At 75.1% G+C, this 12,758-nt stretch carries 14 protein-coding genes; 6 read left to right on the top strand and 8 right to left on the bottom strand.

All coding sequences use genetic code 11. The annotated features are described in order from the left end of the window. Nucleotides 1-154 precede the first annotated feature (154 nt). On the top strand, nt 155-1,024 hold the full coding sequence (locus tag ACGFZ2_RS03380; protein ID WP_357093678.1) for a PAC2 family protein: 870 nt from the start codon (nt 155-157) through the stop codon (nt 1,022-1,024). Between the two features lie 128 nt (nt 1,025-1,152). Beyond that, on the top strand, nt 1,153-1,944 hold the full coding sequence (locus tag ACGFZ2_RS03375; RefSeq protein ID WP_393262267.1) for a GntR family transcriptional regulator: 792 nt from the start codon (nt 1,153-1,155) through the stop codon (nt 1,942-1,944). Between the two features lie 132 nt (nt 1,945-2,076). On the opposite strand, the gene mshC is transcribed toward ACGFZ2_RS03375, so the two are convergent. The 4 genes from mshC to ACGFZ2_RS03355 form a co-directional block, all read right to left on the bottom strand. Next, entirely contained in the window at nt 2,077-3,315 is a 1,239-nt protein-coding gene (mshC, locus tag ACGFZ2_RS03370; RefSeq protein ID WP_393449698.1) for a cysteine--1-D-myo-inosityl 2-amino-2-deoxy-alpha-D-glucopyranoside ligase, read from the bottom strand. 88 nt (nt 3,316-3,403) lie between these two features. Next, on the bottom strand, nt 3,404-4,222 hold the full coding sequence (locus tag ACGFZ2_RS03365) for an SCO1664 family protein (protein ID WP_393449695.1): 819 nt from the start codon (nt 4,220-4,222) through the stop codon (nt 3,404-3,406). Next, nucleotides 4,219-4,794 (bottom strand): DUF3090 domain-containing protein, encoded by a 576-nt coding sequence (locus ACGFZ2_RS03360; RefSeq protein ID WP_393262275.1) that lies wholly within the window; start codon nt 4,792-4,794, stop codon nt 4,219-4,221. Before ACGFZ2_RS03360 ends, ACGFZ2_RS03365 begins: the two co-directional genes overlap by 4 nt. Nucleotides 4,795-4,918: 124 nt before the next feature. Beyond that, entirely contained in the window at nt 4,919-5,632 is a 714-nt protein-coding gene (locus ACGFZ2_RS03355; RefSeq protein ID WP_350704367.1) for a histidine phosphatase family protein, read from the bottom strand. 120 nt (nt 5,633-5,752) lie between these two features. On the opposite strand from ACGFZ2_RS03355, the gene ACGFZ2_RS03350 reads away from it, so the two are divergent. Continuing rightward, nucleotides 5,753-6,361 (top strand): helix-turn-helix domain-containing protein, encoded by a 609-nt coding sequence (locus tag ACGFZ2_RS03350; RefSeq protein WP_393449691.1) that lies wholly within the window; start codon nt 5,753-5,755, stop codon nt 6,359-6,361. 92 nt (nt 6,362-6,453) lie between these two features. Here ACGFZ2_RS03350 and ACGFZ2_RS03345 read toward each other — a convergent pair whose 3' ends face one another. After that, complete coding sequence (locus tag ACGFZ2_RS03345; RefSeq protein WP_393449688.1) at nt 6,454-7,290, bottom strand: undecaprenyl-diphosphate phosphatase; 837 nt, start codon at nt 7,288-7,290, stop codon at nt 6,454-6,456. After that, nucleotides 7,287-8,339, bottom strand: coding sequence for an LLM class F420-dependent oxidoreductase (locus ACGFZ2_RS03340; RefSeq protein WP_393449685.1), 1,053 nt, complete (start codon nt 8,337-8,339; stop codon nt 7,287-7,289). The genes ACGFZ2_RS03345 and ACGFZ2_RS03340 overlap by 4 nt, the downstream gene beginning before the upstream one ends. Before the next feature lie 178 nt (nt 8,340-8,517). Here ACGFZ2_RS03340 and ACGFZ2_RS03335 point away from each other — a divergent pair, with 178 nt between their 5' ends. Beyond that, nucleotides 8,518-9,489, top strand: coding sequence for an aldo/keto reductase (locus tag ACGFZ2_RS03335; protein WP_357696938.1), 972 nt, complete (start codon nt 8,518-8,520; stop codon nt 9,487-9,489). Nucleotides 9,490-9,554: 65 nt separating this feature from the next. On the opposite strand, the gene ACGFZ2_RS03330 is transcribed toward ACGFZ2_RS03335, so the two are convergent. Continuing rightward, nucleotides 9,555-10,457 carry a hypothetical protein gene (locus ACGFZ2_RS03330; protein WP_393449682.1) on the bottom strand — a complete coding sequence of 301 codons (903 nt, stop codon included), beginning with the start codon at nt 10,455-10,457 and terminating at the stop codon, nt 9,555-9,557. A 22-nt stretch (nt 10,458-10,479) separates the two neighbouring features. Beyond that, a complete protein-coding gene (locus ACGFZ2_RS03325) occupies nt 10,480-10,755 on the bottom strand; it encodes a hypothetical protein (protein ID WP_393449679.1) in 276 nt (91 codons plus the stop codon). Nucleotides 10,756-11,071: 316 nt separating this feature from the next. Here ACGFZ2_RS03325 and ACGFZ2_RS03320 point away from each other — a divergent pair, with 316 nt between their 5' ends. Continuing rightward, nucleotides 11,072-11,533, top strand: a complete 462-nt coding sequence (locus tag ACGFZ2_RS03320; protein WP_393449676.1) for a YbaB/EbfC family nucleoid-associated protein — start codon at nt 11,072-11,074, stop codon at nt 11,531-11,533. Next, entirely contained in the window at nt 11,530-12,606 is a 1,077-nt protein-coding gene (locus tag ACGFZ2_RS03315) for an SseB family protein (protein ID WP_393449673.1), read from the top strand. Before ACGFZ2_RS03320 ends, ACGFZ2_RS03315 begins: the two co-directional genes overlap by 4 nt. Nucleotides 12,607-12,758: the final 152 nt, after the last annotated feature.

Here is a 12,758-nt window from a genome sequence, read left to right as displayed (position 1 = left end):
CGTCGGGCCCGACCGGCGCGGCCGACGGGCCGCTTCCCGCGCCGGGACGTAGGCTGACGGACGTGAAGGACTACAGCGACAGCACCACGCCCGGCGGGCGGGCGACCGGGTACGGTCCCGGCACCGCCCCCGACGAGCAGGGTGAGGTGACGGCGTGACCGAGTTCGACGGACTGCCGGTGCTGCGGTCCCCCGTGGCGATCGCCGCGTTCGAGGGCTGGAACGACGCCGCCGACGCGTCCACCGCCGCCGTGGAGCACCTGGAGCAGGTGTGGCAGGCCCGCCAGGTCACCGAGCTCGACCCGGAGGACTTCTACGACTTCCAGGTCAGCCGCCCCACCATCACGATGGCCGAGGGCGAGACCCGCCGGGTGGAGTGGCCCACCACGCGCTTCATGGTGGCCAGCCCCGAGGGCACCGAACGGGACGTGGTGCTGATCCGGGGCATCGAGCCGAGCATGCGGTGGCGCACCTTCTGCGAGCAGGTGCTGGAGATCTGCCACAGCCTGGAGGTCGAGCGGGTGGTCGTGCTCGGTGCCCTGCTGGCCGACGTGCCGTACACCCGACCGTTGCCGATCAGCGGCAGCGCCTCCGACGCGGAGGCCGCGCAGCGCTACCAGCTCACCCCCACCCGCTACGACGGCCCGACCGGGATCGTGGGCGTGCTGCACGACGCCTGCAACCGCGCCGAGGTCGACGCGGTGTCGTTCTGGGTGCACGTGCCGCACTACGCCAACAACCCGCCCTGCCCGAAGGCCACCCTGGCCCTGCTGCACCGGGTCGAGGAGGTGCTCGACCTGCCGGTGCCGATGGCCGACCTCGCCGAGGAGGCCGCCGAGTGGGAGCAGCGGGTGCGCAGCGCCGCCGAGCAGGACGCCGAGCTCGGCGAGTACGTGCGCGAGTTGGAGGAACGCGTCGGCGACGCGGGCATCACCCCGCTGACGGGCGACGAGATCGCCCAGGAGTTCGAGAAGTACCTGCGCCGCCGCGGCGGCTCCGCCGGCCCGACCGCCGGCTCCTGGTAGCGCCTCTCCCCTGCCTGCCCCGGGCCCCGGACGTATGTCGTCCGGGGCCCTCTTTCTGCGTGTCCGGGGTGGCGCCGTCACCACCTCTAGGGCATCCTAGGAACCTAGCTGTGATCAAGGAGGCGGGCATGCAGATCAATCCGGGGGCGGCCGAGTTCCCGCACCGGCAGATCGCCGCGCAGCTCAAGGCGCAGATCCGCCGCGGCGACTGGGGGCCGGGCGAGCGGCTGCCGTCCATCCCGGCGATCGCCGAGATGTTCGGCGTGGCGAAGCAGACCGTGCAGCGGGCCGTCGACCAGTTGCGGGTCGAGGGCATCCTGATCACCAAGCCCGGCTCCGGGACGTACGTGCGGGGCACCCGGCGGCGGCTCAACCGGCTCTCCCGGGGCCGGTACGGCGGCTTCCGCGGCTACCACACCGACCTGGCCGCCCGGTACCGGCAGCAGCTCGTCTCGGTCGGCCGGGCCCCCGCCCCGCCCGAGGTGGCCGACGCGTTCGGCGTGGCCGACGGCACCGAGCTGCTCTGCCGGCGCCACCTCGTCCGCACCGAGGACTCGCCGGTCGAGGTGGGCGCCTCGTGGTTCCTGCCCGCCGACACCGCCGGCACGTCGCTGGAGCGCGCCGAGGCGTTCGGCCGGCCGCTCTACCAGGAGGCCGAGGAGGCCACCGGCCGGCGGTACGTCTCGGCCACCGACACGATCAGTGCCCGCCAGCCCAGCCGGGAGGAGGCGGAGATCCTCCAGATCCGTCCCGACACCCCCGTGCTGCACCTGCTGCACGTCGCGTACGACGGCCACCGCAAGCCGATCGAGGTCGCCCAGGCGACCTGGCCCGGCCCGGTCACCACGCTGACCGAGGAGTACAAGATCCCCTCCCCCACCCCGGCCCCGGACCCCGACCCGGGGCTGGTCCTGGGCTGACGCCGCCCCTCCCGCCTCGCCCGACCGCGATCTTGCACTTACCGCCGGGAGAAGGCGGACACCCGCCGCGCGTCGAGGGCCGAAAGTGCAAGATCGCGGTCGGGACCCGAGGCCTGGGGAGCGAGGGCTGGGTCAGAGGCGGATGCCCAGGAGGGCGTCGAGGGTGTCGGCGAAGAGGGTGGGGGCGGCCGGGTCGGTCGCGGTGCCGGCGAGGGCAGCCACGGCCCACTCGTCGGCCAGCACCAGGGCGCCCGGCGAATCGAGGTCGTCGGCGAGGCGGGCGCGTACGCCGGCCAGGAACGCCTCCCCCGACGGGCCGGCGGGCGCGGCGGCGGCCTGCCGCCAGCGGGCCAGCCGCTGCTGCGCGGTCGCCAGCAGCTCGTCGGTCCAGGTGCGGTCGGCGCGGTAGTGCCCGGACAGCAGTGCCAGCCGGACCGCCATCGGGTCGACCCGGTCGGCGCGCAGCCTGGAGACGAAGACCAGGTTGCCGCGGGACTTCGACATCTTCTCGCCGTCCAGGCCGATCATGCCGGCGTGCACGTAGTGGTCGGCGAAGGGCGCCGCGCCGGTGAGCCGCTCGGCGTGCGCGGCGGAGCACTCGTGGTGCGGGAAGATCAGGTCGTTGCCGCCGCCCTGCACGTCGATCCGGTCGCCCAGCAGGTTGAGCGCGATCACCGCGCACTCGATGTGCCAGCCGGGGCGGCCGGGACCCAGGTCGCCGCCCGGCCAGGAGGGCTCGCCCTCGCGGGCGCCGCGCCACAGCAGCGGGTCGAGCGGGTCGCGCTTGCCGGCCCGGTCAGGGTCGCCCCCGCGCTCGGGGAAGATCTCCAGCATCTGCTCGCGGGACAGGTTGGACTCGTAGCCGAACCGGGGCGCGGCGGCGATGTCGAAGTAGACGTCGCCGGTGCCGTCCTCCAAGCGGTACGCGGCCCCCTCCTTGAGCAGCACGAGGACCTTCTCGGCGATGTCGGGGATGGACTCGACCGCGCCCACGTAGTGCGCCGGCGGGATGATCCGCAGCGCCTCCATGTCCTCCCGGAACAGCGCCGTCTCGCGCATCGCCAGGACCTTCCAGTCCTCGCCGTCGCGCTCGGCCCGCTCCAGCAGCGGGTCGTCGATGTCGGTGACGTTCTGCACGTAGCGCACGTCGAGGCCGGCGTCCCGCCACATCCGCTGCACGAGGTCGAACGCGATCATGGTGGCGGCGTGGCCGAGGTGGGTCGCGTCGTACGGGGTGATGCCGCAGACGTACATGGTCGCGGTGCCGGACGGCTCGCTCGGCCGGACGCCCTGCCGCGCCGAGTCGAACAACGCCAGTGGCCCGCCCCTGCCCGGCAGCCGCGGCACCTCGTGCCCCACCCAAGAGTCCATGACCGTCAGCCTAACCAGCCGCCGGACCCGGACACGGCCACCCCACAAGTGATCATCGTGACAGCCCCGCCGGAGCGGTGTCGGGCGGTCACATGGGGGGCCAGGGCACCGCCGGCCAGTCCTGCGGCGGCTGCGGGAAGCAGCCGGTGTGGCGCATCCGGTCGACCCGGGCGGCCAGCTCGGCGATCTCCCCGATGGTGAGGTGGTCGGCCAGTTCCGCGCCGAGCGCGCCGGCGAGCTGGCCGGCGAGCGCGTCGAGCATCTCCACGGCATCCCCCGGCAGCGGCCGGCCGGCCCAGCCCCAGAGCACGGTGCGCAGCTTCTCCTCGACGTGGAAGCTCACCCCGTGGTCCACGCCGTAGATCCGGTCGTCCGGGCCGACCAGCACGTGGCCGCCCTTGCGATCGGCGTTGTTGATCACCGCGTCGAGCACCGCGAGGCGGGCCAGCCGCGGGTCGTCGGCGTGGGCGAGCGCGTAGGGCGTGCCGTCGTCGTCGCGGGCCGCGGCGATCGGGAACCAGCGGGGCGGCAGCGCGTCGGCCGGCACGAAGCCGACCAGCGGCTCGGCCTCCGCCGGCTCGTCGATCCAGAGCTGGCACGACCCCGGCCCCAACGGGCCGTCCCGCAGCACCGTGGGCGGGACCAGGTCCCACCCGGTGGCTCGGGAGACCACGTAAGCCGAGACCTCCCGGCCGGCCAGGGTGCCCTCGGGGAAGTCCCACAGCGGACGCTCACCCCGCACGGGCTTGTAGACGCACCGCGCGGTCGCCCCGTCGAGGGTCAGGATGCCACGCAGGGTGGTGTTGGAGGCGTCGACGAGTCGCCCCTCCAGGTCGAGCCGGCCGTCGCGGAGCAGTCGGAGCGCGGCGTCGCCGTCCTGTCGGGGCTGGAGTTCCGACGAGGTCACCGGTGATAACCGTTGTGGCGCGGGCAGAGGTGACCCGCCGGGTCGAGCGGCTGGCCGCACAGCGGGCAGGGCGGGCGGCCGGCGTTGACCACCCGCCGGGCCCGTTCGATGAACGCGCGGGTCGCCTCGGGGGTCAGCCGCACCCGGAGCCGGTCGAGGTCGTCGTCCGGCTCGTCGTCGACGTCCTCGTCGTCGTCCGGCTCGCCCAACTCGACCTCGGCCTCCGCCTCGCCGGCGGCGATGGCCTCGATCACCACGGTCACGGTGTCGACGTCGAAGGCCAGCCCGAGCGTGCCGACCCGGAACTCCTCGTCGACCGGCGTGTCCAGCGGGTCGTTGTCGCCGACGGCGGCCACCGGCTCGGGCAACTCCACACCGAAGCGGCGCTGCGCCTCGGAGAGCAGCTCCTCCAGCTTCTCGGCGAGCAGCGACACCTGGACCTTCTCCAGCGCGACGCTGACCAGCCGGCCGCCGCCGCGCGCCTGGAGGAAGAACGTGCGCTCCCCGGGCGGCCCGACGGTCCCGGCGACGAACCGCTCCGGCGGCTCGAAGGCGTGCACCTGGTGGGTCATACCCACGACCCTATCCGGCGCGCCACGGCACCGCGTACCCCACCGACGCGAATCGCCGCGCGCCCGCCGCGCCCGGCTGGGCGGCGGCCGGGCCCGGGCGTGGCGGTGGGCCGCCGCCGGGCCGTCACCGGCCTGCCCCCGCGCCGCCGCCCACCGCCGCGTCGGAGTCGGCCGCGCCGGCGGCCCGGGCCGCCCGGCGGCGTCGCCTGGGCGGCGGCGGCACCAGGGCGGCCAGGTCGCCGCCGGTGTCGTTGAGCCGCACCAGGAACGGCCGCAGCGGGGTGTAGCGGATCGCCGTCACCGACGCCGGATCGGCCACGATCCGCTGGAACAGGTCCAGGTGTACGCCGAGCGCGTCGGCCACGATGGCCTTGATCACGTCGCCGTGGCTGCACGCCAGCCACACCGCCTCCGGGCCGTGCTCCGCGGTGACCCGGGCGTCCCACGAGCGCACCGCGGCGACCGCCCGCGCCGCCATCGCCGCCATCGCCTCCCCCTCCGGGAAGACCGCCGCGCTCGGGTGCTGCTGGACCACCGGCCAGAGCGGCTCCTTGGCCAGCTTCTTGAGCGGCTGTCCCTCCCAGGTGCCGTAGCCGCACTCGGTCAGGCCCTCCTCCACCGTCGGGGTGGCCCCGGGCAACGCCAGCTCCAGGGTCTGCCGGCAGCGGATGAGGGGGCTGGTCACCACCGCCGCCAGCGGCACCGGCCGCAGCCGCTCGCCCACCGCGGCGGCCTGGGCCCGGCCGGTGTCGTCCAGCTCGACCGGCTGGCGGCCGGCCAGCCCGCCGTCCGCGTTCGCGGTCGTCCGGCCGTGTCGCAGAAGCAGAAGGGTCGCCACGGTGACACCCTATGATCCTGCGCCCGGCGGCGGGCGTACGCGGCGTCCGTCGTGGCCGCCGCATCCAGCCCCGCACCGACCCGCTGGCAAGTATTGTTGCCGGGCTGGCAAACTGGCGGCATGGACGACGATCTCGACCAGGCGCTCGGCGCGGTGGGACCCCGGCTGCGCGCGCTGCGCCGGCAGCGCGCGACCACGCTGGCCGACCTGTCGGGGGCGACCGGCATCTCGGTGAGCACGCTGTCCCGGCTGGAGTCCGGCTCCCGCCGGCCGACCCTCGAACTGCTGCTCCCCCTGGCCCGGGCCCACGGCGTCACGCTCGACGAGCTGGTCGGCGCCCCGCCCACCGGCGACCCGCGCATCCACCTGCGGCCCGTCACCCGGCACGGCATGACGATGCTGCCCCTGACCCGCCGGGCCGGCGGCATCCAGGCGTACAAGCTCGTGATCCCGGCCAGCAGCTCCCGCCGGGAGCCCGATCCGCAGACCCACGAGGGCTACGAGTGGCTCTACGTCCTCAACGGGCGGCTGCGGCTCGTCCTCGGCGAGCGGGACCTGGTGCTCTCCCCCGGCGAGGCGGCCGAGTTCGACACCCGGGTGCCGCACTGGTTCGGGGCCGCCGACGCCGAGCCGGTCGAGTTCCTCAGCCTGTTCGGCACGCAGGGCGAGCGGGCGCACCTGCGCGCCCGTCCCAGGGCTGCACTCTCGGAGGAACCGGACGGGCGCTGACCCCGCCGACGGTCTGCGCGGCCCGCCCCGGACCCGGGCCGGCCCCCGTCCGCACGAGGCGGAGGCGGGGGCCGGCGGGGCTGCGGGGCGGATCAGGTGGCGCTGATGGTGCCGGTCATCAGCAGGGCGAGCACCAGGGTGCCCAGCGCGACCCGGTACAGCACGAAGACGTACAGGGTGTGGTGCGCGACGTAGCGCAGCAGCCAGGCGATGGCCGCGTACCCGACGCCGAAGGCGATGATCGTGGCCACGACCATCTGGGCGACGCTCGGCACCGAGGTGCCGGGGGCCGCCGGCTCGAAGACGTCGCCGACGCTGAAGATCCCGGACATCACCACCGCCGGGATGGCCAGCAGGAACGAGTAGCGCGCCGCCGCCTCCCGGGTGAGGCTGAGCAGCAGCCCGGCGGTGAGCGTGCCGCCGGAGCGGGACACGCCGGGGATCAGCGCCATCGCCTGGGCGAAGCCCATCACCACGCCGTCGCGCATCCGGAAGTTCTCCAGGGTGCGGCTCTGCCGGCCCCAGTACTCGGCGAACGCCAGCACGAACGCGAAGACGATCAGCGTGGTGGACACCACCCAGAGGTTGCGGCCGGCGGTGCGGATCTGGTCCTTGAACAGGAAGCCGAACAGCCCGATCGGGATCGAGCCGACGATCACGTACCAGCCCATCCGGTAGTCGAGGCTGGAGCGGACCGACTTGTCCCGGATGCCGACCAGCCATGTCCGGGTGATCCGCCAGATGTCCTTGGCGAAGTAGATCAGCACCGCCGCCTCGGTGCCCAGCTGGGTGACCGCGGTGAACGACGCCCCGGCGTCGCGGTCGAAGAAGATCGCCGAGGTGATCCGCAGGTGCCCCGACGAGCTGACCGGCAGGAACTCGGTCAGTCCCTGGACGATGCCCAGGACGATGGCCTCGACCCAGGTCACTCGCCGACTCCCGAGAGCTCCAGCGCCTCGGCGACGGTACGCAGCGTCTGCACGCCGCTGTCCCGGTCCGCCGCGAACAGGGTCACCGACAGGGTGGTGACGCCGGCGGCCGCGTACTCGCGCATCCGCTCGGCGATGCGCTCCTTCGGGCCCAGCAGCGAGGTCCGGTCGATGAACTCCATCGGCACCGCCGCGGCGGCGTCACGCTGCCGCTTGGCCAGGTAGAGGTCCTGCACCTCGCGGGCGGCGTCGCCGTAACCCATCCGGGTGGCGAGCTGGTTGTAGAAGTTCTGCTGCCGGCTGCCCATGCCGCCCACGTAGAGGGCCGCGTAGAAGCGGACCAGCTCGGCGCAGGACGCGACGTCGTCGCCGACCACCACCGGGACGGACGGGACCACGTCGAAGCCGGCGAGTTCCTTGCCGGCCTTCGCCCGCCCGGCCCGGACCGACGCGAGCTGCTCCTCGGCGAACTCGGGGGCGTAGAAGACGGCGAGCCAGCCGTCGGCGATCTCCCCGGCCAGCTCCAGGTTCTTCGGTCCGACCGCGGCGAGGTAGATCGGGATGTGTCCGCGCGGCGGGTGGAAGCCGAGGCGCAGCGCCTTGCCGGGCCCGTCCGGCAGCGGCAGCGTGTAGAACTCGCCGTCGTACGCGACCTCCTTGCGGGCGACGGCCAGCTTCACGATGTCCACGAACTCGCGGGTCCGCGCCAGCGGCTTGCCGAACCGCACCCCGTGCCAGCCCTCGGAGACCTGCGGACCGGACACCCCCAGGCCGAGCCGGAACCGGCCGCCGGAGAGCGAGTCGATGGTGGCCGCGGTCATCGCGGTCATCGCCGGGGTGCGGGCGGGGATCTGCATCACCGCGCTGCCCACGTCGATCCGCTCCGTCTGCCCCGCCAGCCAGGCGAGCATGCTCGGCGAGTCGGAGCCGTAGGCCTCCGCCGCCCACACCACCGAGTAGCCGAGCCGGTCCGCCTCCTGGGCGAGAGCCAGGTGATCGGCCGGCGTGCTCCACGCCGTCTGGTATCCGAGGCTGAGCCCGAGTCGCACTAAGGTCCTCCCCCATCCGCACCACAGGTCGCATCAGGTTACGCAATGCGGGAGGACGCCCCGATCACCGGCTCACCGCAACCGGGGGCCGACCCGGGCGGTCGGAAACACGACGCGCCCGGCAGACTTGACGGGAGCGAGGATGTCCGCGCGGCCCGGTTCGAAATAAGGTTCACCCATGCAACAGCGACCGCTCGGCCGAAGCGGGCTGGCGGTTTCGCGGCTCGCGCTCGGCACCATGACGTGGGGCCGGGACACCGACGCCGACGATGCGGCCGCCCAGCTGAAGAGTTACCTCGACGCGGGCGGCAACCTGATCGACACCGCCGACGTCTACGGCGACGGCGACGCCGAGTCGGTCATCGGGTCGCTGCTGGGCACCCTGGTGCCGCGCGAGGAACTGCTGATCGCCACCAAGGCGGGGCTGCGGCCGGGCAGCGGCCGGCGCCGCGACGGCTCCCGGGGGCACCTGCTGCGGACGTTGGACGCCTCGCTGCGCCGCCTCAACACCGACCACGTCGACCTGTTCCAGGTGCACGGCTACGACCCCGACACCCCGCTGGAGGAGACCCTCGCGGCGCTGGACCACGCGGTGGCCAGCGGCCGGGTCCGCTACGCCGGGGTGTCGAACTTCTCCGGTTGGCAGACCGCGCGGGCGGCCGCCTGGCAGGCCGCCTGGCCGGGCCGCGCCCCGGTGGTGGCCGCGCAGGTGGAGTACTCGCTGCTGGAGCGGGGCGTGGAGCGGGAGGTGCTGCCCGCGTGCGAGGCCCTCGGGCTGGGGGTGCTGCCCTGGTCGCCGCTGGGCCGCGGGGTGCTCACCGGCAAGTACCGGCACGGCCGCCCCGCCGACTCGCGGGCGGCCTCGCCGCACTTCGAGCGGTTCGTCGCCACCTACCTGGAGCCGCGCTGCTCCAGCATCGTGGAGGCGGTCGCCACCGCGGCCGGCGGGCTGGGGGTCTCGCCGCTGGAGGTGGCGCTGGCCTGGATCCGCGACCGGCCCGGGGTGGTGGCCCCGATCCTCGGCGCGCGGACGGTCGGGCAGCTGCTCGGCGCGCTCCAGGTCGAGCGGATGACGCTGCCGGAGGAGATCATCACCGCGCTGGACGACGTGTCGGCCGTACCGGTCGGCTACCCCGAGCGCGACGGCTGACCTGCCCCGCCGCGACGGCGCGGCGCGGGACCGGCGTCCGCGCCGGTGCGGCGGGCGCGGTCGGTTCAGGCCGTGGGGCGCCGACCGGGGATGTCGCGTACGGCGGCGAGGAAGCGCGTCTGGTCGTCGCGGGTGGCCGGGTTGACGACCCGGATCCAGGAGCCGTCGTCGAACACGATGGTTGACGGGAACTGCACGAGGCGGGCGGCGCCGTGGTCGGAGTCGATCCGGGCGATGCGCCTGCGCTCCACGCTCCACAGCACCTGGGGGCGGCGGCGGTCCTCCCGATCGGGGTCGGGGCGGCGGCCCATCCGCAACAGGTGCAGGTGGGTGTCGGTGACGACGAGCGGGGTGCCGGTGTAGCGCTCCAGGAACAGCAGCAGGCTGCCGGCGAGCGTGGCGAGGTCGCCGCTGAAGACGTACCGCCGCCGGTAGGCGATCTCCGCGAGCTGGTCGGCCAGCGGCCGGTGGCGGCTGAGCCGGAACAGCGCCCGGAACGCCTCCTGTTCGGCGGTGAGCGGCAGCGGCTGCCGGGGCTCGGCGGCCCGGCCCGGCCCGTCCGCCTCGGCCGCGTCCGGGGTGTTCGCCGCGAGGACGGCCGCCCTGCCCGGCAGCAGCAGGACGCCCGCGACGACCCGCGCGGGCGTCATCACGGCGTCCACCCACGCGACCGGGTTGACGACGTGGAGCAGCCCGAACAGCGCACGCGGGTCGAGCGCCTCGGCCAGCTCCGTGTTCACCCGGTCGGCGAGCTGGCCGCCCGCCCGGTGGTTCTCGGGCGCCCGCACCGGCGCCAGGCCGACGTAGCGGATCTCCTCGCCGGGCAGCAGCGGCCCGACCAGGGCGCGCTCCGGCTCGTCGCTGGTGCGGAACTCGTCACGCAGCTCGCGGGCCCTGTCGCGGGCGGCCCGCGCCCCGCCGAGCACCGTGTCGGTCAGCCGGCCGAGTCGACCCCTGGCACCGGTCACGCCACACCCCTCCGATCGGCCCTCACCGGCCGGCCGGTTGCTCCGCCGGCTGCCCGAAGACATTCGGGTCGATCCACTCGGCGCCGCCCGCCACCGCCCCGTCGATCTTGTCGTCGAGCTGGTCCGTGCCGGGCACCGACAGCCCCGAGACCACCGCGACGGTGCCCCAGGTCGCGCCGTGCACCACCGCGTTCGGGACGTTCCACGGCAGGTTGGTGACGAAGTCCCGGCCGATCATCCGCGCCCCGTCTGCCATGCCGTGCGCCCGCAGCGCCCCGACGCGCTCGAAGGTGCTCATGTCGAACGGCGTGCCCGACTTGCCGAGCTTCCAGCTGCCCTTCGCCGGATCCGTGAACTTGTGGAACCACTTGCTGGATCAGTGGCCACGCCAGGGCCCGGCAGACGCTGTCGACCGCTCTGTCCACACCGGAGAGTGCGCCGTCGATGCCGTTCCACAGCTCGACGGCGGTTCCCGCCGGCCCGCTCACCGGGGCGCGGTCAGCGAGGTGGCCACCTGTTTCGCCGCCGCCTCCAGGCGCCGTACCGCCCGCACGTCGACGTCGATGTCCGCCATGCCGTTCCTCCCCGTCGCCCGGCGCGACGACGATACGATCATGCGGCTGCCGGTCGCCACCCCGGACCGGCACCGCGCCCGGGAGGTTGTCATGTCCGACCCGCTGTCCGCGTTCGACGCCCTCGCCGGACGGCTCGCCGACCTCGAACGCCGCTTCGCCGGCCTCAGCGACGACCTGGACGAGCTGAGCAGCACCGCGACCGACGACAGTGGACTGGTGTCCGCGACCGTCGACGCCACCGGCGAACTGACCGACCTGAGCTTCGCGCCGACCGCGCTGCGCGTGGACACGGAGGACCTCGCGGCGATGGTGCTGGCGGCGTACCGGCAGGCCCGGACGGCGGCGGCGGAGCAGCTCGGCGAGCGCACCGAGGGCCTCGACGTCACGCTCGGCGCGGGCCGCAACGAAATCTTCGGCACCCCCGGCGACTTCGCCTCGCTGGGCCGGTTGGAGGAGGCCATGGGGCGGCTCGACGGACGCCTCCCGGGGCCGCCGGCATGACCTCGCCGGGCTGGCCCGACGTCGTCGCCCAGCTCCACGACACGCTGTCCCGCTGCGACCACGACACCGATCTGGAACTCGCCGCCGGTCCCCGCCGGCTGCACCTCATGGTGCGCCGGAACCGGGTCCGGGGGATCTGCCCGGCCTACGACGAGCGGCACCTCGCGGAGCTCGGTTGGCAGGCGCCGCGGGGCGCCGGCGGCTGGTGGCACGAGACGCCGCGCACGCCCGAGGGCCTGCGTTGGTGGAGCGGGTTCGTGGCGCGGACCGCCGCCGCGGTGCTCACCACGGAACCCGACGCGCTGTCCTGCCAGATCCTCCCGCCCACCGGCCCCCGGGTGCGGCCGAGGCCGACCCTGCCGCGCTCGCCGCGACCCCGGCCCCAGGTGGCCCCGCCACCCGTCCGGCCGGTGGCCGCGCCACCCGCCCGGCCGATGGCCGCACCGCCCGCCCGGCCGCCCGCCGGCCCGGCCGTGCCCGTGGCCCCGCCAGCCGCACCGCCGCCCCCGCCCGTTCCCGCCGCTCCGCAGCCGCCCGCCGGGGACCGGCCGGAGCGGAGCGGACGGGCCGCCACCTCGGCCCACCGGCCCGCCGACGGCACCGCGCCCACCGCCGACGCCCGGGACGGGCCGACCCGCACCGGGTCCGGGCCGGCCGGCGCCGCCGAGGACGGTTCGGCGGGGGGCGGCCGGACGGTGCAGGAGCTACTCGGCGACGCCGTCGCGCGGCGGGACCTGCCGGCGTACCTCGGCGTCCTGGCCGCCGCGACGGTGTGCGTACCGCTGGCGGCGGAGCCGGGCCCGGACCGCGACGTGCCCTGGACCGTCGTCGCCGACGCGTCCGGCGCGTCGCTGCTGCCCGTCTTCACCACGCCGGACGCCCTGGCCGCGTTCGCCGGGCCGGGCGTGCCGTTCGTCGCGGTGCCCTGCGCTGACCTGCTCGCCGACTGGCCGGACCCGGCGTGGGGGCTGGCGGTGGACGCCGGCACCCCGCGGACGCTGCTCCTGGCGCCGCCGGCGCTGGCCGCCCTGCTGGCGGCGAACCCGCCCGTCGACAGCGTGCCCCTCGACTAGGAGGTGTCGGGACCGGCCGGTGTCGGTGGACCGGCCGGGTATGGGGGCGACGACCGGCCGGGGTGGGCCACGTCACACCCCGGGGCCGGACGGCGGCGCGGGTCACCGGCGAGGGGGTGGCGGACGGCCGCCGGGCTGGGCAGCATAGGGCT

The organism is Micromonospora sp. NPDC048063 (assembly GCF_043202855.1).
Lineage (GTDB): Bacteria > Actinomycetota > Actinomycetes > Mycobacteriales > Micromonosporaceae > Micromonospora.
The sequence above is the reverse complement of the archived record's forward strand: the minus strand, read 5'-3'. Positions and strand labels throughout refer to the sequence as shown.

Bases quoted from the DNA above. Each gene is read 5' to 3' on its own strand.
- ACGFZ2_RS03375 (WP_393262267.1), top strand. From the start codon at position 1,153: ATGCAGATCAATCCGGGGGCGGCCGAGTTCCCGCACCGGCAGATCGCC.
- ACGFZ2_RS03360 (WP_393262275.1), bottom strand. From the start codon at position 4,794: ATGACCCACCAGGTGCACGCCTTCGAGCCGCCGGAGCGGTTCGTCGCC.
- ACGFZ2_RS03335 (WP_357696938.1), top strand. From the start codon at position 8,518: ATGCAACAGCGACCGCTCGGCCGAAGCGGGCTGGCGGTTTCGCGGCTC.
- mshC (WP_393449698.1), bottom strand. From the start codon at position 3,315: ATGGACTCTTGGGTGGGGCACGAGGTGCCGCGGCTGCCGGGCAGGGGC.
- ACGFZ2_RS03325 (WP_393449679.1), bottom strand. From the start codon at position 10,755: ATGAGCACCTTCGAGCGCGTCGGGGCGCTGCGGGCGCACGGCATGGCA.
- ACGFZ2_RS03350 (WP_393449691.1), top strand. From the start codon at position 5,753: ATGGACGACGATCTCGACCAGGCGCTCGGCGCGGTGGGACCCCGGCTG.
- ACGFZ2_RS03320 (WP_393449676.1), top strand. From the start codon at position 11,072: ATGCGGCTGCCGGTCGCCACCCCGGACCGGCACCGCGCCCGGGAGGTT.
- ACGFZ2_RS03315 (WP_393449673.1), top strand. From the start codon at position 11,530: ATGACCTCGCCGGGCTGGCCCGACGTCGTCGCCCAGCTCCACGACACG.